The following is a 23,594-nucleotide window of genomic DNA, read 5'->3' on the forward strand; positions in this document are numbered from 1 at the left end:
AAGCTGAGGCAGAAGCCCAGCGCCAGCGGGAAGCCGAGGCAGAAGCCCAGCGCCAACGCGAAGCCGAGGCAGAGGCTCAACGCCAGCGGGAAGCCGAGGCAGAAGCCCAACGCCAGCGAGAAGCCGAGGCAGAAGCTCAACGCCAGCGAGAAGCGGAAGCGGCCATGCAGCGTCAGCTAGAGGGAGAAGCCCAGGCTGCTGCGAACGCACAGCAGGCGCAGCAAGCAGCGAATGGGTTTATTAATATTGTGCGTCGTGCGGTAGAGCAGGCATGGTTAATTCCCGCAGGCGCCAGTGACACGATGAGTGCTACGATTCAAGTAAGGCTTGGCCCATCAGGAGAGGTACTTTTAACCACTATCGCCTCATCCAGCGGTGATAGTGCCTTTGACCGGTCTGCCATGCAGGCTGTCGAACACGCTGCTCCGTTCAGCGAGCTGAGGGATTTGCCCGCAGAGCAGCAGCGCAACTTACGTCAATTTAATCTGCGATTTACCCCGGGGGATGTTCGCTGATGCAAACCATAAGCAAAGTGTGGCTGTTTTGCGTACTGCTATTCGTTAGTAGTTATGCAACTGCAAATGCAAACCTAACTATCGAAATAACACGCGGGAGCGACCAAGCCTTACCGATTGGTATCGTTCCCTTTGCAGGTGGCGATAACCTACCTGAAGATGTGGCTCAAATCATCCAGGACGACCTTGAGCGCAGCGGTTTTTTTGCGCCCTTAGAACGCAGTGCCATGTTTGATAGACCAAGCCAGGCGGATGACGTTGAGTTTGGTACTTGGCGGTCGCTTGATGTTCGATATTTGGTGGTAGGCCGAGCACAACAGACAAATAGTGGTTATCAGATTCAGTTCGAGTTAATGGATATCAGTGGGCAGCGCCGTATGATTGGCGAAACGGTCACAGCAAATGTGAACGATTTGCGTGGTGCTGCTCACTATATTAGCGATCAAATTTTTGAAGAAATTACCGATATCCGGGGGGCTTTCTCAACTAAAATTGCTTATGTAACCGCTCAAGGGTTGGGCGATAATATGCAATTTGGCCTGTATGTGGCCGATGCGGATGGACGTAATAGTCAACAAGTACTTACCTCCGACCAGCCGATTATGTCACCTGCATGGTCTCCTGATGGTCGAAAGTTGGCGTACGTATCCTTTGAAACAGAGCGTCCGGCTATCTATATTCAAGATGTTTCAACTGGACAACGAATACAAGCAACGTCTTTCGAAGGTATCAATGGTGCTCCTACTTGGTCACCTGATGGCCGCAAAATCGCCATGTCGCTGTCCAAAGATGGACAACCAGAAATTTATATCCTAGACATCGGTAATCGCTCCGTAGAGCGGATAACTCAAAACAGCAGCATTGATACTGAACCAACTTGGGCGCCCGATGGACGTAGTCTGTTGTTTACCTCTGACCGTAGTGGTGGACCGCAAATTTATGAATACTCGTTAGGTAGCGGTGAAGCCAAGCGCGTCACATTTACCGGTAACTACAATGCTCGCGCACGCTTTTCACCTGACGGAGAGCAAATCTTTTTAATTCACCGTTCCAACCGCGGCTATCAAGTTGCACGTCAGGAGCGTGACGGGGGACGTCTTGTTGTAATCAGTGAAACAACAAGAGATGAATCTCCTAGTGTTGCGCCGAACGGGACCATGGTAATCTTCGCTACCCAACAGGGTAGTAATGGGGTGTTAAGTGCCGTTTCAGCGGATGGCCGCTCGTCATTTAGATTACCCGCAGCGCAAGGTGATGTTCGCGATCCCGCGTGGTCACCTTTTTTTAATTGATTGACGAAAAGTTTTAATTTTTTGTTTTCAGGCAAGGAGTCTGATTATGCAACTTAAACCGTTGGCTCGCTCATTAGCAGTAGCGCTATCTATCGTAGTAATCGCTGGCTGTTCCAGCACCGGCGGAACCCAGGATGGTGACTCTTATGGAAGCCAGGATGGCAGCGGCACAGGAGCGAGCACCTCAGGTGTTGGCACTGGTGGCCAGTATGGCTCTACATCAGGTTCCGGCGCAGGCGCTGGTCAACAAGCCGATTCACGCATTCCAGAAGTCCGTACTATTTATTTTGACTTCGACCGCGACACCATCAGGGGCGATTACGAATCAGTCGTTATGGCTCATGCTCGCTATTTGCGTGCTAACCCCAGCGCGCAAGTTGTTCTGCATGGCCATACCGACGAGCGTGGCACTCGCGAATACAACATGGCCCTTGGTGAGCGTCGTGCCGGGGCTGTTAAGCGGTTCTTAAATATTCAAGGCGTGTCTCCCTCGCAAATGAGCGTCGTCAGCTATGGTGAAGAGCGTCCGGCTGCTAGCGGCCAAAGTGAGAGTGCCTACTCTCAAAACCGTCGCGTCGTCTTTAACTACTGATGGCATTGGCGTACCTAGCTGTACAACATCAAGTACGCGTTATTTGGTGCTGGGTACGCTAACTAAGTAATGATTGGAGTCATCATGAATCACAGTCTCAAGCGTTATTTTGAGAGGCTGTGCGGTGCGGGAGCCATAGTGCTCCCGCTGTCCGTATTGCCTTTGACAACTTTTGCTCAACAGCCCCTCGTTCAAGACTTATCAAGTGGCTCTGGCTTTTATCAGCAGACCCAACGCCAGGAATCATCTGGTGGGAACTTGGTACTCTTTAACCAAGTGCAAGAGCATCAGAGAGAGATTCAGCAGTTACGTGGTCAGATTGAAGAGCTTCGACACCAGTTAGAGCAGCTTCGTCGGCAATCACAGCAGCAATACCTGGATATTGAAGATCGCTTAATGAATAGCGGTCCTAGCCAAATTGAGCAATCGACCCCTGCAGTAGAGCCCGAGGCGGCAAAGCAAGTTGCCAACGCACCTTCGTCTCGCAACGTCAGTGAAGATGCTCAGGCAGACTACCAAGCAGCGTTTGCCCACGTCCAAGCACGTCAATTCGAAGATGCAATCAATGCATTTAAAGCGTTTGTCACTGATCACCCCGACAGCAGTCTGACCGCGAACGGATATTACTGGCTGGGCGAACTTTATGCGGCGGAAGGTGAGCTTGGCGCTGCTGATGAGTCATTTAGCCGTGTTATTGAGCAGTACAGCGGCAGCAGTAAAGTACCCGATGCGCTTTATAAGCTAGGATTAGTAAAAGCGCGGCAGGGCGAGGCTGAACGCAGTCGTGAACTGCTGGAACAAGTACGTGATGATTACCCGCAGAGTAGCGCGGCAGGACTTGCCAATGACTTTTTGCGTCAGTCGGCAGGATAACGTCTGTTTACATTTTTGTATCAAGGAAACCTCATGAGCTCCAAAATCGACTATCAACCAGCGTCCAATCTTTTGGAAAACCGCGTCGTGTTGGTAACCGGTGCGGGTGATGGAATTGGACGTGCTGCTGCACTCACCTACGCCCGCCATGGGGCAACTGTGATACTGCTTGGCCGCACGATCGCTAAGCTTGAGCGTGTCTACGATGAAATTGAAGCAGCAGGCGGACCGCAGCCGGCAATTTTTCCGCTCAACTTTGAGGGTGCAACGCTCAAAGATTTTCACGATATGGCTGAAACGCTGGACAAAGAGTTTGGCCGTTTAGATGGATTGCTGCATAACGCTGGCTTACTAGGCAGAATCACGCCTTTTGAGCAGTACAATCCAGAGCTGTGGGAACAAGTCATGCAGGTCAATATCAATGGGCCTATTTGGATGACCCAAGCACTGCTACCTTTGCTTCAGCAGTCTGCTGATGCTTCAGTGATCTTCACCTCATCGAGCGTTGGGCGAAAAGGCCGAGCCTACTGGGGGGCATACTCGGTTTCAAAGTTCGCCACCGAAGGCTTTGTGGAAGTGCTTGCTGACGAACTTGAAAACCAGTCTACAGTGCGGGTTAATACGTTAAACCCAGGGGCAACACGTACCCAAATGCGCCGGACTGCTTACCCAGGTGAAGATCCATTGACGCTGCGCACCCCTGAAGACATCATGCCCACCTACTTATGGCTAATGGGGCCAGACAGCACGGGGGTTAGTGGCCAGAAGTTTGACGCTCAACCACCACGTGCCTAAACCAGCGCTTTCTTTCGCAACGCTTGTCGATGTTCTGTGCATTTTCATTAAATTAGCGCTATCAATGAAAAGCAGTCAGAGCATCGACTAAGTCTTCACATGTTTCAAACCATAAGTCAGCTGGCCATTGCTGATAATCGTCTTCCTCACTGATATACCCGTAACCAACGGCAACAGCCGTCATTCCCGCCGCTTTGGCCGCCTCAATATCACGGATATGATCACCAACGTACCAACAGGCTTGTGGTGCCACATCAAGCCTGCGTGCAGCTTCCCAAAGAGGTTCTGGAGCGGGTTTTTTTAGCGTCAGATCATCTGCACATAAAAGAGCCCCAGGCGTTAGCGCCAATGCATCTAACAGCGGAAGGGTATAGCGCCTAGGTTTGTTCGTTACGATTCCCCACAAGCGTGATGCTGAATGCCAGCGGTCTAGCCATTGGTCAAGGGGTTCAAATAGCCGACTGTGAACAGCAACGGCTTGTTCATAGTTATCTAACAAATACTGCCGCGCCGTATCATGTTCACTAGAACCACTTTCGATACCAATAGCCAAGGTTACTAAAGCACTGCCTCCGTTAGAAACCTGGCCTCGTATTTTCTCGTAGGGCAGCGGTGTCAGCCCATGATGCCGCCGCAATGCATTCGTTGCTTCAGCAAGGTCAGGGGCAGTGTCAACAAGAGTTCCGTCTAAATCAAACAGTATGGCTTCAGGTATTGATGTTGACATTTATTGGCTCGCTTTCCGGCAATACATCATGTAATTGACCGATACATCATTTGCAACCAGACGGTAGTGACGAGTCAGCGGGTTATAGGTCAGCCCCGTTTGTTCGTTAACTTCAAGCTCTGCAGCTCTTGCCCATGCGGCCATCTCAGAAGGACGGATAAATTTTGCGTAATCATGGGTGCCGCGGGGCAATAGATTAAGCACATATTCAGCGCCTAAAATCGCAAAAGCATACGATTTTGGAGTGCGATTTAGGGTAGAGAAGAAAACATACCCCCCGGGGCGAACCAGTTGACTGCAAGCACGAATGACCGAGGCGGGGTCAGGCACATGCTCAAGCATTTCCATGCAGGTTACGATGTCATAATGCCCTGGCTGCTCTGCTGCCAGCGCTTCAACGCTTATCAGCCGATAATCCACCGTTGCTCCGCTTTCTAGCGCATGTAGCCGGGCAACGCTAAGAGGCGCTTCCCCAAGATCAATGCCGGTAACACTAGCACCACGATGGGCCATCGATTCGCTTAAAATCCCACCGCCACAGCCGACATCGAGCACCTTTTTACCGGCTAGACCTGCACGCGCGTCAATAAAGTCCAGACGCAGGGGATTGATAGCGTGCAACGGCTTAAATTCGCCCTCTGAGTCCCACCAACGACTAGCAAGTGCTTCAAATTTCGCAACTTCCGCTGCGTCGACATTGTCGTGGTTGCGATGAGTAGTGCTATCCTGAGGTATCGCTTGCATGTTTTAACTCCCATTGTCGGTAAGTTGGCATGAAGGTGGCAACCAACCAGTCGTTCAGTATTATGTCATTCTAACCACTCCTGGAAAGGAACGCATGAAAAGGAACGCGACATGAATCTTAACCCCCTATTTTCGCGACTTTTATTTTCTCAGGGAGCGTGATGAATGCGAGTGTTACTCCACGGAAGTGAACTAAGTGCCGCTACCGCCGCCGCAGCATTAGCTTGGGTAGGCCATCAAGTTGAGTGGCTGCTACATGAAAGCGCGCCATGGCCACAGCTTTTGAAAGCGGACTGGCTGCGCAGCGAACCTGAATTAATGACGCATATTGAGCAAGCGTTAGCCAATGGAACATTGAAAATCATTGAAGCGCCACAGCAGGCTCACTCTCCTGATGTGGTGTGGCTGGCTCTATCACCCGATCAGCGGCAGGCTGCCAAGACGCTACTTGAAGCCCCTTTATTTGATCACCATAGTGGTGCTGTATTAATTAATAATTCAACATTCCCAGTAGGCGAAACAGAACAGTTGCACGCGCTTATGGGGCCCCAGCACAGTAGCGTGGCGTTACCCGACACTTTGGAAGAGGGGCGGGCCTGGCTCTCCTTTACGCGTCCTTCGCGCTGGCTGCTCGGCTGTGACGATGCAACCGGTGAACAGGTGGCGCGCGAGCTTTTGCGCGCCTTCAATCGCCGCAATGACGTGTTCCAACGGATGCCATGTAGAGCAGCTGAGCTAACTAAGCTCGCGATTAACGGCATGCTGGCAACACGTATCAGCTACATGAACGAGATTGCCGGGCTGGCAGATACACTTGGTGTTGACGTCGAGCACGTGCGCCAAGGCATGGGCGCTGATACCCGAATTGGTTATGAATATTTATACCCTGGCTGCGGCTTTGGTGGCCCCAATTTCTCTCGCGATCTAATGCGCTTAGCTGATGTTCAGTCAGCCAGTGGCCGTAATTCGGCATTGTTAGAGCAAGTAATGGACATCAATGAACAGAAAAAAGAGACGTTATTTAGGAAACTCTGGACGCTCTTCGAGGGCGATTTAGCCGGCAAAACGATTGCTATTTGGGGAGCCGCTTTTAAACCAGGAACCACTCGAATCGATCACGCGCCTGTACTGACACTCCTTGCTGCCTTATGGGCGCAAGGCGTGAAGGTAAATCTTCATGATCCAGCGGCAACACCCGCGTTGCTCAATGCCGTAGGTGACCGAGATGACCTAACCACATTCACCAGTGACCCATACTTGGCATGTGAGGGAGCCGACGCACTGATGCTAGTGACTGAGTGGAAAACTTATTGGAACCCTGACTGGCATCGTTTAGCCTCATTATTGAGCGCTAAGTTGGTGCTGGATGGACGAAACATTTACGACCCAGCTTTCGTGGCTAGCTGTGGTTTACGGTATAGAGGAATCGGGCGTCGCGCAGATCCCACAACGCATTGAGGAAAAGTCATGCCCAACAGTACTGCGTCTTCTCGCATTGTTCCCGATGTGGATCAAAGCTTGACCGCACAGCACCTGCGTCATCGCAGGGGCCCTAAGCTGTGGCCATTGTGGTTATTGATGATACTTATTATCATTTCATTAGGCGCCGCTGCTACAGGCCTCTGGTATGAAAGAGAGCGCTTATTAAACGAGGTGCATCGAGTTAGTGGAGAAGTATCTAATCTTCATGCGAGACTCGACTCGGGTGACACAGATACGCAAGATGCGATAGCCTTTGTACAAGCACAGATGACAACGCTGTTCCAAGAACAGGAGCAATTAGCTGTTGCGGTGACACGTACCCGTGAGGAACTCTACGGTCTTTTGACGTCAAACGAAGAGCTTGTGAATGGTGAGGCTCTGAGCAGCATTGCTGAGCGCATTAGTCAGCTGGAAGAGCAAGCAGCGTTACGTGACCAACAGCTCACCGCTATACGCTCATCGCTTGATGCGCTTGAGCAAGCGGGCGTGTCTGGGCGGCAAAATTTAGCAGAAGAGGTAACTTACCTAGAAGAAATGCTGTCGCAGCGCCTATCGGCGACTACCAACCGACTCGATGATATTGCTAAGTTAGAAAATGAAAACAGCGAATTGGTAACAAATGTTACCGCATGGCAAGAAGAGATCGATCAGCGTTTTACTGAGGTAAACTCCACTCTTGAAATGCTAAGCAGTACTGATACCTCAGCTACTCAAGAAGCGTTACAAGCGCTTGAACAGCAATGGGCGCAACGATTAAACACCTTAGAGAGTGATATCCGTCAAGTACGGCAAGCCCAGCTAGCATTTAGTGCTCAGATGGAGATGCTCCGCTAGAAATTGTCACCTGTATAAAGCAATGGGTAATAAAGCCACCGAGTCGCTGATTTGGTTAGGGATGAACAGCATGGAAAGAATACGGCGATGGCCTACCGTTAAACAAGCGACTCGTGAGGTGGTTTTACCGCTTCTTGTAACGTGGTCAGCTCCCGTATGGGCACTTAACGCGTCAATTGATGGTGTCAGTAGTGAAGTAGAGGACAATATTGATGCCTATTTACAGAATATTGATGAAGATCAGTACACCGATATTCGTTTAGAAGGCGAAATCCGTAAACGTGCGCAAGAAGCCATGCGCGTTTTCGGCTATTACGAGCCTGAGATTACGGTTGATGTTGATAGCTCACCTATCACACTTCGCATTGACCCCGGCTCGCCGGTCAAAATCGACGTGCTTTCTGTCAATATCAGCGGTGAAGCAAGCGATGACCCTCCATTTCAGGAAGCACTCGATGCGTTTCCCTTGAAGGAAGGCGACACATTACGGCATGCCCCATGGGATCGCCTGCGCAATCAGTTTTCAGGCCTAGCACTTGAGCGTGGTTATTTCGACTGGGGGTTTACTGACCGCCGAATGGAAATAAGGCCATACCTTGAAAGCGCCCGTCTCTATATGGATTTTGACAGCGGCCCACGCTATCAATTTGGCAATACGACTATTTCAGGCAGTCATATCGAGCCTGAGCGTTTGCTGCAAATGCAGACCTTTGAAGCAGGGGAGCCGTATCTAGCGGAATCGATAGCCCGTTATAATCAACGCTTAGCTGAGACAGAATGGTTCAGCTCTGTGACGGTGCGACCACGTTTAGAGACAGCGCGCGAACTGGCCCTATCGCCGCCAACAGGAAGCTCACCGTGGTGGAATGAAGCAACGGCATCGCAGCCTCAACGTCCCAGACTGTCCAGCGCAGCGCTTGCCAGTGCGCTTAGTGTCACTCAGCGGGACGACACCAGTCTGCCTATTGACGTAAGTGTCGAGCCTGCCGACCGCCATCAATTTGAAGTCGGGATTGGCTTTGCAACTGACGTAGGGCCGCGCATGCGCTTTGCCTGGAAACAGCCATGGATTAACCGCTTTGGCCATAGTCTGGATCATGATCTGTATGTTTCAGCCCCCGACCAGCGCTTCACAGGGACCTACAATATCCCGTTAGAAGATCCGTTACGTGATAGTTATCGTTTGCAATATGGCGTGCGTAACTTGGATGACGGCGATACCCAGTCGTTAGAGGGTACCGTGGAGATCGCTCGTCGATGGGAGTTTGAAAACCGCTGGGTACAGACACTTTACTTCCGGACGACCTATGAAGACTTCACCCAAGGCGGAGTCTCAGATGAAGTCTTACTGTTTTATCCAGGCATTCAGTGGAGCCGTACAAGAACGCGTCCTCAGCGCTTTCCGCTGTGGGGAGATAGACAGCAATTATCGCTCGAGTATTCAGACACGATATGGGGATCCGATGCCAAGTTCGCACGTATGACGGGCGACACAGAATGGATTCGCACCATTGGCGATGATAATCGTTTTTCCGTACGCCTAAGCATCGGCGCTATTGAAACAGATAATTTCGATAAGTTGCCTCCCTCGTTGCGCTTTTTTGCGGGCGGTGACCGAAGTGTCCGAGGTTACTCCTACGAAAGCCTATCTCCGCGAAATGAAGAAGGGCTATTACGTGGCGGCCAGCAAATGCTGACCTCGACTCTCGAGTACCAGCGTCGCGTGACTGGAGACTGGTGGGGAGCAACTTTTGTCGATACTGGCGATGCCTTCGATAATTGGGGGCCAGAAGAGTTAAAGACGGGCGCCGGGGTTGGCATCCGCTGGATTTCCCCTGTGGGCCCTATCCGACTTGATGTAGCACATCCATTTGACGATGAAGACGATTGGCGCCTGCATTTTTCCATCGGACCGGAATTTTAGGAGAGCATTTTGGCTAAGGTTGCAAAAGCGGCATCTATCAAGCGTCAACCGCTCTCAGGTAAACATCGTATAGGGTTGTTTGTGTGGAGTTTTGTCCGATTAGCCATTGTGCTACCACTCTGGCTATTTGGTCTGGTCGCTCTGCTACTCGGCGTTGCGCTCTCTCCTTGGGGAACAGGTCAACTGTTATCGCAAGGGGAGCAACGGGGCTTCTTTACGTATGAGCATCAGGAAGGCGCACTGCTAGACCAGTTTGCCTTACGCGGTTTTCAGCTATCGCTTGGTGAGACGCGCGTCAACGTCGACAACCTTGAGTTAGCCTGGGCCGAAGACTGCGTGCTGTCAGGTAAGCTTTGCCTGGACAAATTGCATGTAGAAGGCGCAGATATACGTTTGGGCGAGAGTAATGAAGCGGAGCCAGACACACCAGAAACTGGTGGGATGCCTAGCATTCAACTGCCTTTTCCTATTGAACTACGCTCAGTTGAGTTCAATAACGTTCAACTGCAGCTAGCTGATGGAACTCGCGTCGGCTGGGAGTCGTTTTCAACCGCGATTACCGCGCAGCAACATCTTGTCAGTATCGCGCCCACTACGCTCATGCAGCCAACCGTGTACTTGCCTCCCACAGCAGGCACTCAACTAACAGAAGGTATCCAAACGCCGTTACATGCATCTGCTATTGATGGTGCGGTTATGGCTACCCAGCCGGCCATAGCAGAACCTGATCAAGCGGTAGAAGCCTTAACAGAACGGCAGCGCATTGAGCTGCCTGAAATAATGCTGCCCATTGATATCGACTTAGCATCCTTCACCGTGACTGATGTCACTGTTAGTGGCGCGATAGATTACCAAGTCGAACGGCTCGCCGTCGTTGCGAGCGGCGAAGGCAACCAAATAGCTCTGCGCTCATTAGAGTTGATCACGCCGGACGCCGAGGCAAATCTCACAGCTAACGCTACATTATCAGACAGCTACCCCTTAGATGCCCGCTTAACCACAACGTTGTTTTTACCCGAAATATTTCCTGAGCTGAGTGGTGAAGAGCTTGTTTTGGAACTAGCGGGATCCCTAGATGAGCTGACAGCCAGTTTAGGGGCATCCGGTGTCGTTAATGCAACGTTTGAGGCTCAAGTCGATGCGCTGGCACCAACGCTACCTTTCAATGTTCGACTGCAGAGCGAGCGCCTGCAGTGGCCCCTGACACAACCTAGTAGCGATGAATCATCGGCAGAACCCTATGTTGTTGAAGATATAGACATCATTGCTAGCGGCAGTTTGGAAGCCTACCAGACAACGCTTTCCTTAAGCGCCCAAGGGCCGCAAGTGCCGGCCACTGACATTCGACTCAGTGGCAACGGAGATCTTTCATCGTTCCGCTGGACGCCGCTAACCCTAGCGATTGATGACAGTTCGCTGAGCAGTGAAGGGGAAGTAAATTGGGCTTCGTCACTACGCGTTGACACCACCATCCGACTGGATCAATTCGATCCTTCGCTGTTTGTCGAACAGCTCAACGGCAATCTCAATGGCGACATTACCGCGAGTGTGCGTCAAACCGGCGAGCTATGGGAAGTCAGTCTGCCAGTCCTCGATATTACTGGGGAGCTCCAGGAGTATCCCTTGGCGTTACAAGCCTCCTTAGAGGCTAACAGTGCGCTTGAAGTTGATATCCAAGAACTGCTTTTCACTCAGGGTGACAACCGATTAACGGCTTCTGGCCAAGTTAGTGAGCAGGCGATGTCGCTAGATACCGAGATTGCATTGCGACAGTTACAAACGCTACACCCAGACTTAGCAGGGACATTAACAGGTAACATTCTTGCCAGAGGTAGCATTAGCCAACCTAAAGTAGCAGCCGAACTAACCGGCCGTGAATTACGGTTTGCCGAAAACCGTATTGAAACGTTATCACTGACCAGCAATATCGAGGGAATCGAAGATCCATCGCTAGACATTGACATTGGGTTGCAGCAGGTCAATGCAGGTGGGCAGGCATTTTCGAGTATTGACCTTGAGCTTGATGGTCGCTTATCTCAGCATGCGCTTACTATCAGTGTCGATGGCCAAGCCGATAACATGCTAAGCCGCGCGCTTGTGTCGCTAGATGGGCGTTTTGATCAGCAAGCGCAGCAGTATCAGGGGCAATTAACACCACTGGAAATCGACTCTGAGTTCGGCAACCTATCTTTGGAAGCTCCGCTTGATATTCGTTACAACCTTGCAAATGGCCAAGCACAGCTCTCACCTTTCTGTGTGCGTCGCGAAGAAGGAGGGGTCGTTTGCTCGCAAGAGCAGCTTAGCGCATCAGCAGACCAAGGGCGCGCAGTGCTGAGCATCAGAGAGGTGCCGATGGAAGCACTTGAGCCGTTATTGCCAGAAGAGTGGAGCTTTGAGGGCGACACGACGGCAGACATTGTTGCAGCTTGGCGCCAAGGCGGGACTCAATGGCAAGCCGATGTTCAGGTATTAAGTGAGCTGGCGATTACGGCAGTCAACGATTACGGCCAGCCCGTACAGCTTCCTGTGATTAGTTTAAACACGCAGTTAGATGCCAGCCAGGCTCAAGCTGATGCCAATATTGTACTGTCGTTTGAAGATGCTGGTGAGCTGTCACTCGATCTCACCATTAGTGATCCACTTGGTCGTGGTGGCCTTAGTGGCGAGCTAAGCGCCCAAGCGCTCTCTTTAGCACCTTACCGCCCGTTGGTGGTGGGCATGGATCGCTTAGAGGGCGACTTAAATGGCCGTATACAAATTGCAGGAACCACCAGTCAGCCCGATTTACAGGGGCAGCTTGCGCTGCGCAATCTAAGCGTTCATGGCCCTGATATTCCTATCGATATCAAAGATGGCGAGCTGATCGTTGCGTTTGACGGCGAACAAGGGGACATAAATGGTTTTGTTGCTGCTGAACGTGGTCGCTTGAATATCGCTGGGGATGCTTACTTTCCTACAGGCGACGACTGGCGTATTGGTGTCGATGTTAACGCGACTCAGGAACCATTATTAATCGTTTTGCCACAGTTTGGGCGTTTAGAGGCAGCGCCTGATATTCGTATTCGCGTAACGCCGGATCGCTTGCAGGTACGTGGTAATGTTGACCTACCATGGGCGCGACTAGAGGTTGGTAATATCCCTGCCTCAGCCGTTAGCCCAAGCTCTGATGAAGTTATTATCACCGAACGTGATGATCGCGAAGCCGAGCAGAGAGCCCAGCAACGAGCTGAGAATGGGGAGCCAAGCGCTGCTGACGAGCTTTCACAATCAGGAATGGATATTGATGTGCTCATCACACTTACCCTGGGACGCGATATGCAAATATCAGCATATGGGCTTAATTCTGAGTTGGGTGGCACGTTGGAAATCCGCCAAGGCAGCGGTGCACTTCAGCTGTTTGGTGATGTCAACCTTGTCAATGGTCGTTTTAAAGCCTTTAGTCAGGATCTGCTGATTCGTCGTGGGCAGCTAATATTTAGCGGCCCTCCGGGGTTGCCAATACTCGATTTTGAAGCCATTCGTAACCCTGATATCACGGAAGATGAAGTTATTGCTGGTCTTCGTGTCAGTGGCAGTGCGGAAGAGCCCAACTTGCTGATCTTTTCTGAACCAGCAATGGATGAAACCCGTGCGCTATCATATTTGTTGAGAGGGCGTGCACCGGATACTGCTGGAGGCGGGATCGACAGTGCGCTTACTACCGCCTTAATTGGTATGTCTCTCGGCAAGACAGGCGGAGCCGTTGGTTCAATTGGGGAAGCGTTTGGGATCAGCGACTTAACCTTGGATACCACTGGTGCGGGTGACAATAGCCAAGTGGCGCTGACAGGACAGTTAACCGACGATATCCGAATTAGCTACGGCGTTGGGATTTTCTCGCCCATTGCAGAATTGACCCTTCGCTACACACTTTGGCGCAACCTATATGTGCAGGCAGTATCTGGTGCAAATCAAGCCGTCGACTTAATCTATACATTTACTCGGTCAGGTGACCCTACGATTTATCCACGGCAATAAGAGGGCGTTATGACGCTATTTTCTAAAGCAAATTCAGCACCGCTCGGCCGCGTGACACCGATTGAAACGAGTAGCGTGCATACCGTTACGGGCCACTCACTTCATCCTCCTTTTCCAGAGGGCTATGAAGAGATTGTGTTAGGCATGGGGTGCTTTTGGGGGGTTGAGCGTCTGTTTTGGCAAGTGCCGGGGGTTTATGTAACTGCCGCAGGCTATGCCGGGGGAGAAACACAAAACCCCACTTATAAAGAAACCTGTACCGGACAAACAGGCCATACCGAAGTAGTTAGAGTGGTATACGACCCCAGTGCTCTATCCTTGGACACACTGTTGCAAATTTTCTGGGAACAGCACGACCCTACTCAAGGCAATCGTCAAGGCAACGATGTGGGTAGCCAGTATCGCTCTGCCATTTTCACAACAACGACTGCTCAGTTGGTGGCTGCTGAAAAGAGTGCCAACGCCTATCAAAAGGCGCTCGATGAAGCTGGCCGTGGAACTATTACTACCGAGATCAAACCGCTGAATATTTTTTACTACGCAGAGGCGTATCATCAGCAGTATTTGGATAAGAACCCTAATGGTTACTGTGGGCTTAAAGGGACTGGCGTTACTTGCCCCATCGGTTAGTCGTAGTAAGAAGGGCCAAGTACTCCATCATAAGGTCAGTAAAATGCTACACATTTTAAAACGCTCATGGCTCATGCCCTCGGCTTGGGCCTTGGTTATCTCAGCTGCAATTGCGACGCCCGCTATAGCCGAAGAAATGGCTGGAGATGCTGTGCCAGCGATGCCACAAACGGTTGAAGAGAGCCCGTTTGCAAGTGAGCGAGAAGCCGTCATATGGCGTCAGGATGAATTGAAAGAGCTAGAAAGGCTGCTGCGTCAGCTGCGTTTTGACATAGTGAATAATCAAGATGCACGCGGAGCCGCGCCGCGCTTAGCTATCCTTGAGGAAAAAACGACCCAAGCTCATTTTTTGCCTGCATTTATTGCTGGTACTCATGGGCGCGGGTCTGACGCTCGCCCAGAAATCTGGGAAGAGTGGGCAGATTTTGCAGCGGGATTTAGCGATCTTGAGCAGAAGGTGGCAACGCTAGTTGATGCTGCCGAGCAAGAGGATTATCGCGCGGCAACGCGTGCGTTTTCTGACGTTGGCTTAAGCTGCAAAAGCTGTCATCGCGCCTACCGCTATAACTAACCGAGATCGATGTCATTAGAGCGATAGGCACAGAGAGTGTCAGTCGCTTTGTTGAATGCGGTCGATACGATAAAGGGTCTCAACCTGCTCCAGGCCAGTTATGGTGCATTTGAGATCTTTTACACGGCCGTCGCTCAACCCATAGACCCAACCATGCACTGAAATATCTTGGCCTCTCTGCCAGGCACGTTGCAGAATTTTGGTTCGGCACAAGCTATTCACTTGAGCCTTTACGTTCAATTCGCACATGCGGTCAATCTGCTCTTCCATTGGTAAATGTTCAAGCGAATTACGGTGATGGTTATACTGTTCGCGCACTGAATGCAGCCAGTAATCGACGACTCCGCACTCACCGCCGGTTACAGCCGCTTTAATGCCGCCACAACCATAGTGCCCCACAATCATGATATGGCTGACCTTGAGTACATCCACCGCAAACTGCACAACTGACAGTGCGTTCATATCGGTATGGTGGAGCAGGTTAGCAACATTACGATGGACAAAGACTTCGCCTGGCGGAAGCGCAATAATCTGGTTGGCAGGCACACGACTGTCAGAACAACCAATCCAGAGGTAATCAGGGTTTTGCTGATTGGAAAGACGTTTAAAGTAGTCCGGGTCTTCCTCGCACATACGCTCTGCCCAAGCGCGGTTATTATCAAGCAGTGTCTCAATAGCGTTAGACATTGAATCTCCTTCACAGGTTGGGAGCTGTTAGGTTCAAGATAGAGCAAACTAGGATACAGAGAGAGGGGTTTTAACCTTCTCGGAATCTAAGGTCAATCTTTGTGCTTAGCGATCGCTGTCAGCAAGCACATGACCGATAAGTACATGCAATGGTTCAGGATAGGAGTAGCACATGGCGGATAACGCGGAATATGAATACGATTTACTAGTAATTGGAGCAGGGTCAGGGGGCGTTCGCGCCGCGCGAATGGCGGCGGCAACCGGTGCCAGAGTGGCCATAGCAGAAGATCGTTACTTGGGCGGCACTTGTGTCAATGTCGGCTGCGTGCCTAAAAAACTGTACTCCTATGCGGCCCACTTTCACGATAGCTTCGATGATGCCGCGGGCTTTGGATGGCAATTACCTGGGCCTGCTGTCTTTGAGTGGTCAGTGCTACGCGATAATAAAATCAGTGAAATTAAACGGCTAAACAGTATTTATCAGCGGATGTTAGAGGGCGCTGGAGTCGTATTGCTTCATGCTAGAGCAACCGTTACAGGGGCACATAGCGTTTCACTGGCTTCTGAAGAGGGCGTTACCCAAGTAACCGCGCAAAAGATACTGCTAGCGACAGGTGGCTGGCCATGGGTGCCTGATTTTCCTGGCAGTGAATATACAGTCACTTCAAATCAGGTATTTGACCTTGACGCCTTTCCGGATCGGTTCCTGGTGTTGGGGGGCGGCTATATTGCGGTTGAGTTCGCAAGCATATTCAACGGCCTCGGTAGTGAAACCCATTTGATTTATCGTGGAGACCTGTTTCTAAAAGGCTTTGATGAAGAGGTTCGAGCTTTTACCCGAGATGAAATGAGCAAAAAAGGCGTCAATCTGCATTTCAATACCAATATCGAACGGATTGAACCCAATGGTGACGCGTTTAACGTGTATTTGACGAACGGTGATGTCCAAGAGGTAGATGTCGTTTTAGCCGCAACAGGACGTCATGCCAATACACAGGGGCTAGGGCTTGAAGCATTGGGCATTCACCTTGATAGCAAAGGGAAAATCCCAGTGAATGCACGCTATGAGACGGCGGTTCCTTCAATTTTGGCGCTTGGCGATTTGACCCAAGGACCTGAACTGACGCCCGTAGCACTAGCGGAGGCGATGCAGCTCGTCGATATCCACTTCAATGAAACACTACCTAAACCGCTAGACTACGCCACGATTCCTACGGCTGTTTTTTGTCATCCCAATATTGGAACAGTAGGGCTATCTGAAGAGGCTGCTAGAGAAAACATTGGCAAAATTCGCGTTTATAGCGCGGACTTTAAAGCAATGAAGCATACATTATCAGGCAGCCAAGAGCGCACCTTGATGAAGCTAATCGTTGATGATGCTACTGATGTTGTCGTAGGGGCTCACATGGTCGGTGAAGAGGCTGGAGAGTTGATACAAGGGATCGCCATTGCGGTCAGAGCTGGGCTTACAAAAGAAGATTTCGATCGCACCATCGGCATCCATCCAACAGGTGCCGAAGAGTTTGTAACAATGAGAACAGCCACGCGCAATTGATTACATAGAATTCATATTTTTAAGGCGAGCATTGGCTCGCCTTTTTTTGTCTAGCAGCCAGGCAAGGTTGATCTAAACTCTTTCAATATAGCGGATCTTTCAGCTAATTTTCGCAGGCAGAGCGGCTTTTATAATTTAAATTTATGGAAAAGCACAGGATGAATAATATGATTTTTGAATTGCTCATAATCAGCTGTTATAATGGCGCTCAAATTCGCTACAGCGAAGCATAACCATGAGCACGCCAATAATACCTTTTACCCCTTCTGCAGACCTTGCTCGCCCAACAGTCGCTGATGCTGTGGTTGGGCATGCGTCTACTCCATTATTCATTCGCAAGCCAAATGCAGATGATGGTTGGGGCATCTACGAGTTGATAAAAGCTTGCCCGCCGCTTGATGTTAATTCTGCTTATGCTTATCTACTGCTGGCAACCCAGTTTCGTGACACCTGCGCGGTGGCGACAAATGAAGAGGGTGAGATAGTTGGGTTTGTATCGGGCTATGTGAAAGACAATGCGCCGGACACGTACTTTCTATGGCAGGTTGCCGTTGGTGAAAAAGCACGTGGTACTGGCTTGGCACGCCGTTTAGTCGAAGCCATTATGTCGCGCCCAGAACTTGATAATGTGCATCACCTGGAAACGACGATCACGCCCGACAATCAGGCCTCTTGGGGTCTATTTCGCCGCCTCGCTGCCCGTTGGCAAGCCCCGTTAAACAGCCGTGAATATTTCTCTACCGAACAACTCGGTGGAGAGCATGATCCTGAAAACCTAGTTCGTATAGGTCCATTTCAAACAGACAGCATGTAACCGAACGAACCAACTCTTGCCCAATGCGCGGCTCTTGCTAGCTGGTTACGTTTTAAATTGGTTGCCGCTGTTTCCGCCAGTTCGTCCCACGCTTGACTCAATGATTTAAAAAGGAGGTCGTTAATGCAGACCCAAACGCTTGAACGCATGGAATCTAACGTACGTACTTACTCGCGCTCATTCCCCGTTGTATTTACCAAAGCACAGAATGCTCGTTTAACGGATGAGAATGGTCGTGAGTATATTGATTTCCTAGCCGGTGCCGGCACGCTCAATTACGGTCACAATAACCCACATCTCAAACAGGCAATGATCGACTATCTGTCAACAGATGGCATTGTTCATGGCCTGGATATGTGGACCGCGGCAAAGCGCGATTACCTAGAAACCCTTGAAGAAGTTATCTTCAAACCGCGTGGCTTAGACTACAAGGTACACCTGCCGGGCCCGACCGGAACTAACGCAGTGGAAGCGGCCATCCGTTTGGCCCGTGTTGCTAAAGGTCGCCATAACATTGTGACCTTTACCAACGGCTTCCACGGCGTCACCATGGGAGCACTGGCAACCACAGGTAACCGCAAATTCCGCGAAGCGACCGGCGGCATTCCCACTCAGGGTGCAAGCTTTTTACCCTTTGATGGTTATATGGGAGAGCATGCAGATACGCTGGATTACTTCGAAAAATTGCTTAACGATAAATCTGGCGGCCTCGATATACCCGCGGGTGTTATTGTCGAAACCGTGCAAGGCGAGGGCGGTATTAACGTAGCAGGCCTAGAGTGGCTCAAGCGTCTAGAAAGCATCTGTCGCGCCCATGATATTCTGTTGATCATCGACGACATCCAGGCAGGCTGCGGCCGCACGGGCAAGTTCTTTAGCTTTGAACACGCGGGCATCACGCCCGATATCGTGACGAATTCAAAATCACTTTCTGGATTCGGACTGCCATTTGCCCATGTATTGATGCGTCCAGAACTTGATAAATGGAAGCCTGGTCAGTACAACGGCACGTTCCGTGGCTTCAACTTGGCGATGGTGACCGCCACGGCCGCACTTAAAAAATATTGGTCCAACGATGTTTTTGAGCGTGATGTTCAGCGCAAAGCGCGTATTGTTGAAGAGCGTTTCCAAAAGCTAGCGGCCTTACTCAGCGAGAACGGCATGCCTGCCACTGAGCGTGGACGTGGCCTCATGCGCGGAATTGATGTTGTCTCAGGCGATATTGCTGACAAGATCACCAGCAAAGCATTTGAGCACGGCCTTATTATTGAGACCAGCGGCCAAGACGGCGAAGTCGTCAAATGCCTATGCCCGCTGACCATCAGTGATGAGGACTTGTTAGAAGCGCTGGATATTCTAGAAGCCTCTGTCAATGCTGTTATCCAAGCGTGATTTAGCGTTAGGCTAATTCAGTAGCATCAATTCAGCACTGGGCCGCGTTGATTAATACTAAGTGCCTCATAACGGAGCAATTCTATGATCGTTCGTAACCTTGAAGAAGCACGTAAAACAGATCGTCTTGTCACCGCCGAGAATGGCAACTGGGACAGCACGCGTCTTGTTCTAGCCAATGATAATGCGGGTTTTTCATTTCATATCACCCGTATTTTCCCAGGCACTGAGACGCATATTCATTACAAAAATCACTATGAAGCTGTGTTTTGCTATGAAGGAGAAGGCGAGGTAGAAACCTTGGCCGATGGCAAAATCTGGCCGATCAAAGCAGGCGATATTTATCTGCTGGATCAGCACGACGAACACCTGTTACGCGGTAAAGAAAAAGGCATGACCGTTGCGTGTGTATTTACTCCCGCTATCACTGGCAACGAAGTACACCAGGAAGATGGCTCATACGCCGCACCTACTGGTGAGTAAAGCTTAACGCCAGAGATTGGCCAATGAAAAAACAGCCTGCTAAAAAAGCAGGCTGTTTTTGTGAGGGTTGCCATTGATGAGCGGGATTTAACGTGATGTATATGAGACCACCTAGGTTCGCATAATATATATTATGTTAAATCAGATAAATAAAGGTTTCAAAACCGGCGGATCAAGTTGGACAATGTAATGTCCTTCTCCTTATCATTCATGCTCTTCTTGTTTAAGGATATCTCACGTTATGCGCCCAGGTGTATTGTGTCTAATGGCGGGTTTGTCGCTTTCGTTTGCAGGCTGTGCTGTGACACAGCCAGAAACGAATGAGCCGCCGCCATTAAGCGAAGCGTCTTTTAACACCCGCATCCTCGAACTTGAAACCTCTCTTGCTCAGCAGTGTGCATCCACGTCTGCACGACTGCACGAGCAGCAGCTTAACCAGCAGCAAGCATTGACAGCTGATGTTCGCGAAGTCGGCAGTCTCTTGCGCTACTTGCGCCAAGACGTGGCTGGCCTACAAGCTCGCGGTGAAGATCCCGTTATTATTCGTGAAGAGTGTGACGTTGATGCTGCTCAAGACAACAAAACACTGCTTGGCCGCAGCGAATGGGTTGGTTTACCCAGTGTTGGCACTTATTTGAAGGCACGCGTTGATTCGGGAGCCAACACTTCATCGCTATCAGCAGCCGACATTACCCGCTTTGAACGTGACGGTGAAAATTGGGTACGCTTTAAGTTGGCACTAAATGACGATGACGTGGTCGTAGATCGCGTGCGTGATGAATGGATCGAAGCGCCAATTGTACGCAGGGTGCGTATTGTTCAGGCATCTGGTGAAGAGTCTCGCCCAGTGATCTCGCTTTTAATGACCCTGGGGCCAATCCGCGAAAACGTTGAGTTCACGCTCAATGATCGCACCCATCTAGACTATCCAGTGCTGTTAGGACGACGGTTCATGATGGATATTGCCACCATTGATGTTGCTCAGACCTATCTTTACGAGCGTCCAGAATTCCCAGGCGGTGAACCTGCTGATCAAGCCGCTGACGATGAAGCAGCAGATCAAGACGATACTGAAGAGTAACAGCTCTCCCCCGCCGTTTTTCGCTGAAAGGAATCATGATGTCACGGTTGCCGTTTTATTTAATCGTTGGACTACTGCTGTTAGTTGGTATTGCCGCCAGTGTGCATCGACATGTCCAGTTCGAAATCCCCTGGCTACCTGGCGAGCAGCGCCAAGTATGGGAAATCGAAGCTGTTATCAACTTTAATGCCCAGGACGGCCCTGTGCAGGTTGATCTAGCACTGCCTTCACATCAGGCTGGGTACCGGGTTTTGACCGAAAACACCGCGTCTTCTGGCTATGGGCTTGCCTATAAAGCAGATGAGCTAGGTCGTCAGGCTGAGTGGACTATTCGTAATGCCGCTGGCAGCCAGCAGCTTTACTATTCGGTGCAAATGCTGGTTTCGCCAGATGCGCGCTCACCGGTACAAACGCCACCAGAATTATCGTCTATTCCCCCCTGGGAAAGCCCGTATGACACAGCCGCTAACCAATTAATTGAACGTGCTTGGTCACGTAGCGCCAATAACGCCACCTTTGCGAGAGAATTGATTTTAGATATTAACGGCGAACGCCAAGGCGAAAATGCGCGACTACTCTTAACCCAGGAACAGCCATCGCCACTGATTGTGCGCTTGTTGAATCAAGCAGGTGTTCAAGCAAGGGAAGTCAGTGGGTTGTTGATGGAAGATGGCCGTCGTCGGCAAACCCTCAGCAGCTGGATTCAAGTGTTCGATGAATCTGCAGAAACCTGGACACTCTTTAACCCCACCACCGGCGAGCAAGGAAAGCCCGATAATCTCCTGCTCTGGGAAACAGGTGGTCGCGCGGTGCTAGAAGTTCAGGGCGGCACCAATTCGCGCGTCACCTTTTCAATGTTAACCCATTACCAACCGGCTTCTGCGGCGGTTCGCAACCACTACTCCGACGACACGCTACTCAACTTTTCTATCCATAGCCTTCCTTTGGAAGAACAGGCACTTTTCCAAACGATTCTGCTAATTCCCATTGGCGCGCTGGTAGTGGTGTTTTTACGAGTGCTGGTTGGGGTAAAAACATCGGGCACGTTTATGCCGGTGCTGATTGCATTAGCGTTTATTCAAACCACCCTGCTAACAGGTTTAATTGGCTTCCTACTGATTGTGGCCATGGGGCTGATCATTCGTAATTATCTGTCATACCTCAATCTATTGCTGGTAGCGAGGGTTTCAGCGGTCATCATCACTGTCATAGCAATCATCTCAATTTTTACCGTCATCGCTTATCGTATGGGCCTTAATGCTGGGTTAACTGTGACATTTTTCCCGATGATCATTCTGGCGTGGACGATTGAGCGGATGTCGATTCTTTGGGAGGAGGAAGGGCCGAAGCAGGTATTGATCCAAGGCGGGGGCAGCCTCTTAACCGCTGTATTGGCGTTCCTTGCCATGAACAACCCCTGGGTTCGCCACATTACCTTCAACTTCCTGGGCGTTCAGTTCATTCTAATGGCGCTCATCTTGTTGCTTGGTAATTATACAGGCTACCGTTTATTAGAGCTACGCCGCTTTAAGCCGATTACAGATGAAGAGAAATCCTCATGAGCTGGCTAAAGAACTGGACATGGCCGACACGACTTAGAGATAAGGGAATTATCGGCATGAATCGGCGAAATATTCGCTACATCGGCCGCTATAATTCCCGACGTTTATATCCGCTGGTTGACGACAAGCTGAAAACCAAGCTTCTTGCGCAACGCTACGGCATTACAACGCCAGAGCTCATTGGCACAGTCACGACTCAGTTTGGGGTCAAGCATATCAGCGAGATGTTAAGTGGCCATTCGGGCTTTGTAATCAAGCCTGCCAAAGGCAGTGGCGGAAAAGGCATACTTGTTATTGAAAAGGTACAAGAGGGTATCTTTATCAAACCGAGCGGTGCCAGCTTGTCGATTGAAGATATTGAGCGCCATGTTTCGAACATACTTTCTGGGCTCTATTCGCTAGGCGGCTCACCGGATGTCGCCGTCATCGAAACACTGATCAATTTCGATGAGAGTCTGATGGCCTATACCTATGAGGGCGTTCCCGACATCCGAGTCATCGTGTTTAAAGGTTACCCAGTAATGGCCATGATGCGGCTCTCTACCGCCGCGTCGGATGGCAAGGCCAACCTTCACCAAGGGGCCGTAGGTGTTGGACTGAACATTGCCACAGGCGCGGCCCTACGTGGAGTGCAGTTTGATCGTCCGTGCTTCAGCCACCCAGATACAGGTCACGACTTGGCAAGTCTGGTTGTCCCACAGTGGGATACCCTGCTCCACCTAGCAGCAGGCTGCTACGAGATGACCGGACTTGGCTATCTTGGTACCGACATGGTGCTAGATAGAAAGCATGGCCCCATGCTGCTTGAGCTTAATGCGCGCCCCGGGCTTGCGATTCAAATGACCAACGGGGAAGGACTTCGTCGCCGGCTTGACCTGATCGAACAGCAGCCTGACGGTGTTCCCGTCGCTAAACGGGTAGCGTTTGCACAGCACCACTTTGCCCGCCAAAGCGAACTCGTAGAAACGCCTGACACTTCTTCGGCGACAGCGTAGACTACGCATATCCCGTTCAACGAGTGCCC

At 50.7% G+C, this 23,594-nt stretch carries 21 protein-coding genes; 18 read left to right on the plus strand and 3 right to left on the minus strand.

The annotated features are described in order from the left end of the window. From tolA to HVE01_RS17055, 5 genes are all read left to right on the plus strand, one after another. Window positions 1–515: cell envelope integrity protein TolA (gene tolA, locus HVE01_RS17035; protein ID WP_146945177.1), on the plus strand; the 515-nt coding region annotated here is incomplete at its 5' end. Further along, window positions 515–1,807, plus strand: a complete 1,293-nt coding sequence (tolB, locus tag HVE01_RS17040; protein WP_125747974.1) for a Tol-Pal system beta propeller repeat protein TolB — start codon at window positions 515–517, stop codon at window positions 1,805–1,807. The genes tolA and tolB, both read left to right, overlap by 1 nt. A gap of 46 nt (window positions 1,808–1,853) precedes the next feature. Then, the gene (gene pal, locus HVE01_RS17045) at window positions 1,854–2,399 is read left to right on the plus strand and encodes a peptidoglycan-associated lipoprotein Pal (protein WP_125747971.1); all 546 of its coding nucleotides are present in this window, start codon (window positions 1,854–1,856) and stop codon (window positions 2,397–2,399) included. Window positions 2,400–2,483: 84 nt separating this feature from the next. Continuing rightward, a complete protein-coding gene (gene ybgF, locus HVE01_RS17050; RefSeq protein WP_146945178.1) occupies window positions 2,484–3,272 on the plus strand; it encodes a tol-pal system protein YbgF in 789 nt (262 codons plus the stop codon). Between the two features lie 33 nt (window positions 3,273–3,305). Further along, on the plus strand, window positions 3,306–4,067 hold the full coding sequence (locus tag HVE01_RS17055; RefSeq protein ID WP_146945179.1) for a YciK family oxidoreductase: 762 nt from the start codon (window positions 3,306–3,308) through the stop codon (window positions 4,065–4,067). Window positions 4,068–4,128: 61 nt separating this feature from the next. On the opposite strand, the gene HVE01_RS17060 is transcribed toward HVE01_RS17055, so the two are convergent. Both HVE01_RS17060 and ubiG read right to left on the minus strand, forming a co-directional pair. Continuing rightward, a complete protein-coding gene (locus tag HVE01_RS17060) occupies window positions 4,129–4,794 on the minus strand; it encodes an HAD-IA family hydrolase (protein WP_146945180.1) in 666 nt (221 codons plus the stop codon). Further along, on the minus strand, window positions 4,795–5,538 hold the full coding sequence (ubiG, locus tag HVE01_RS17065) for a bifunctional 2-polyprenyl-6-hydroxyphenol methylase/3-demethylubiquinol 3-O-methyltransferase UbiG (RefSeq protein WP_125747960.1): 744 nt from the start codon (window positions 5,536–5,538) through the stop codon (window positions 4,795–4,797). Window positions 5,539–5,703: 165 nt separating this feature from the next. Between ubiG and HVE01_RS17070 the strand changes: the two genes are divergently transcribed. From HVE01_RS17070 to HVE01_RS17095, 6 genes are all read left to right on the plus strand, one after another. Continuing rightward, on the plus strand, window positions 5,704–6,996 hold the full coding sequence (locus tag HVE01_RS17070; protein ID WP_125747957.1) for a nucleotide sugar dehydrogenase: 1,293 nt from the start codon (window positions 5,704–5,706) through the stop codon (window positions 6,994–6,996). Window positions 6,997–7,005: 9 nt separating this feature from the next. After that, window positions 7,006–7,854, plus strand: a complete 849-nt coding sequence (locus tag HVE01_RS17075; RefSeq protein ID WP_125747954.1) for a hypothetical protein — start codon at window positions 7,006–7,008, stop codon at window positions 7,852–7,854. 70 nt (window positions 7,855–7,924) lie between these two features. Then, window positions 7,925–9,778, plus strand: coding sequence for an autotransporter assembly complex protein TamA (gene tamA / locus HVE01_RS17080; RefSeq protein WP_146945181.1), 1,854 nt, complete (start codon window positions 7,925–7,927; stop codon window positions 9,776–9,778). Between the two features lie 9 nt (window positions 9,779–9,787). After that, window positions 9,788–13,795: an autotransporter assembly complex protein TamB gene (gene tamB / locus HVE01_RS17085; RefSeq protein ID WP_146945182.1), complete on the plus strand. Its 4,008-nt coding sequence runs from the start codon at window positions 9,788–9,790 to the stop codon at window positions 13,793–13,795. Window positions 13,796–13,804: 9 nt separating this feature from the next. Beyond that, window positions 13,805–14,425 carry a peptide-methionine (S)-S-oxide reductase MsrA gene (msrA, locus tag HVE01_RS17090; protein ID WP_125747945.1) on the plus strand — a complete coding sequence of 207 codons (621 nt, stop codon included), beginning with the start codon at window positions 13,805–13,807 and terminating at the stop codon, window positions 14,423–14,425. Window positions 14,426–14,468: 43 nt separating this feature from the next. Beyond that, window positions 14,469–14,996, plus strand: coding sequence for a c-type cytochrome (locus HVE01_RS17095; protein ID WP_146945183.1), 528 nt, complete (start codon window positions 14,469–14,471; stop codon window positions 14,994–14,996). 39 nt (window positions 14,997–15,035) lie between these two features. Here the strand turns inward: HVE01_RS17095 and can are convergent, their stop codons facing one another. Further along, window positions 15,036–15,683: a carbonate dehydratase gene (gene can / locus HVE01_RS17100; RefSeq protein WP_125747938.1), complete on the minus strand. Its 648-nt coding sequence runs from the start codon at window positions 15,681–15,683 to the stop codon at window positions 15,036–15,038. A gap of 172 nt (window positions 15,684–15,855) precedes the next feature. On the opposite strand from can, the gene gorA reads away from it, so the two are divergent. From gorA to HVE01_RS17135, 7 genes are all read left to right on the plus strand, one after another. Further along, window positions 15,856–17,238 (plus strand): glutathione-disulfide reductase, encoded by a 1,383-nt coding sequence (gorA, locus tag HVE01_RS17105; protein WP_146945184.1) that lies wholly within the window; start codon window positions 15,856–15,858, stop codon window positions 17,236–17,238. A gap of 235 nt (window positions 17,239–17,473) precedes the next feature. Continuing rightward, window positions 17,474–18,052: a diaminobutyrate acetyltransferase gene (ectA, locus tag HVE01_RS17110; RefSeq protein ID WP_125747933.1), complete on the plus strand. Its 579-nt coding sequence runs from the start codon at window positions 17,474–17,476 to the stop codon at window positions 18,050–18,052. Window positions 18,053–18,175: 123 nt separating this feature from the next. Then, the gene (ectB, locus tag HVE01_RS17115; RefSeq protein ID WP_125747930.1) at window positions 18,176–19,444 is read left to right on the plus strand and encodes a diaminobutyrate--2-oxoglutarate transaminase; all 1,269 of its coding nucleotides are present in this window, start codon (window positions 18,176–18,178) and stop codon (window positions 19,442–19,444) included. An 84-nt stretch (window positions 19,445–19,528) separates the two neighbouring features. Continuing rightward, complete coding sequence (locus HVE01_RS17120) at window positions 19,529–19,927, plus strand: ectoine synthase (protein WP_125747927.1); 399 nt, start codon at window positions 19,529–19,531, stop codon at window positions 19,925–19,927. A 241-nt stretch (window positions 19,928–20,168) separates the two neighbouring features. Beyond that, complete coding sequence (locus HVE01_RS17125; RefSeq protein ID WP_125747925.1) at window positions 20,169–21,008, plus strand: ATP-dependent zinc protease family protein; 840 nt, start codon at window positions 20,169–20,171, stop codon at window positions 21,006–21,008. A gap of 38 nt (window positions 21,009–21,046) precedes the next feature. Further along, window positions 21,047–22,570 (plus strand): inactive transglutaminase family protein, encoded by a 1,524-nt coding sequence (locus HVE01_RS17130; RefSeq protein ID WP_125747922.1) that lies wholly within the window; start codon window positions 21,047–21,049, stop codon window positions 22,568–22,570. Continuing rightward, window positions 22,567–23,565: an alpha-L-glutamate ligase-like protein gene (locus HVE01_RS17135; protein ID WP_125747918.1), complete on the plus strand. Its 999-nt coding sequence runs from the start codon at window positions 22,567–22,569 to the stop codon at window positions 23,563–23,565. The genes HVE01_RS17130 and HVE01_RS17135 overlap by 4 nt, the downstream gene beginning before the upstream one ends. The last annotated feature ends 29 nt before the right edge of the window (window positions 23,566–23,594 follow it).

Source organism: Vreelandella venusta (assembly GCF_007989605.1).
Taxonomy (GTDB): domain Bacteria; phylum Pseudomonadota; class Gammaproteobacteria; order Pseudomonadales; family Halomonadaceae; genus Vreelandella; species Vreelandella venusta.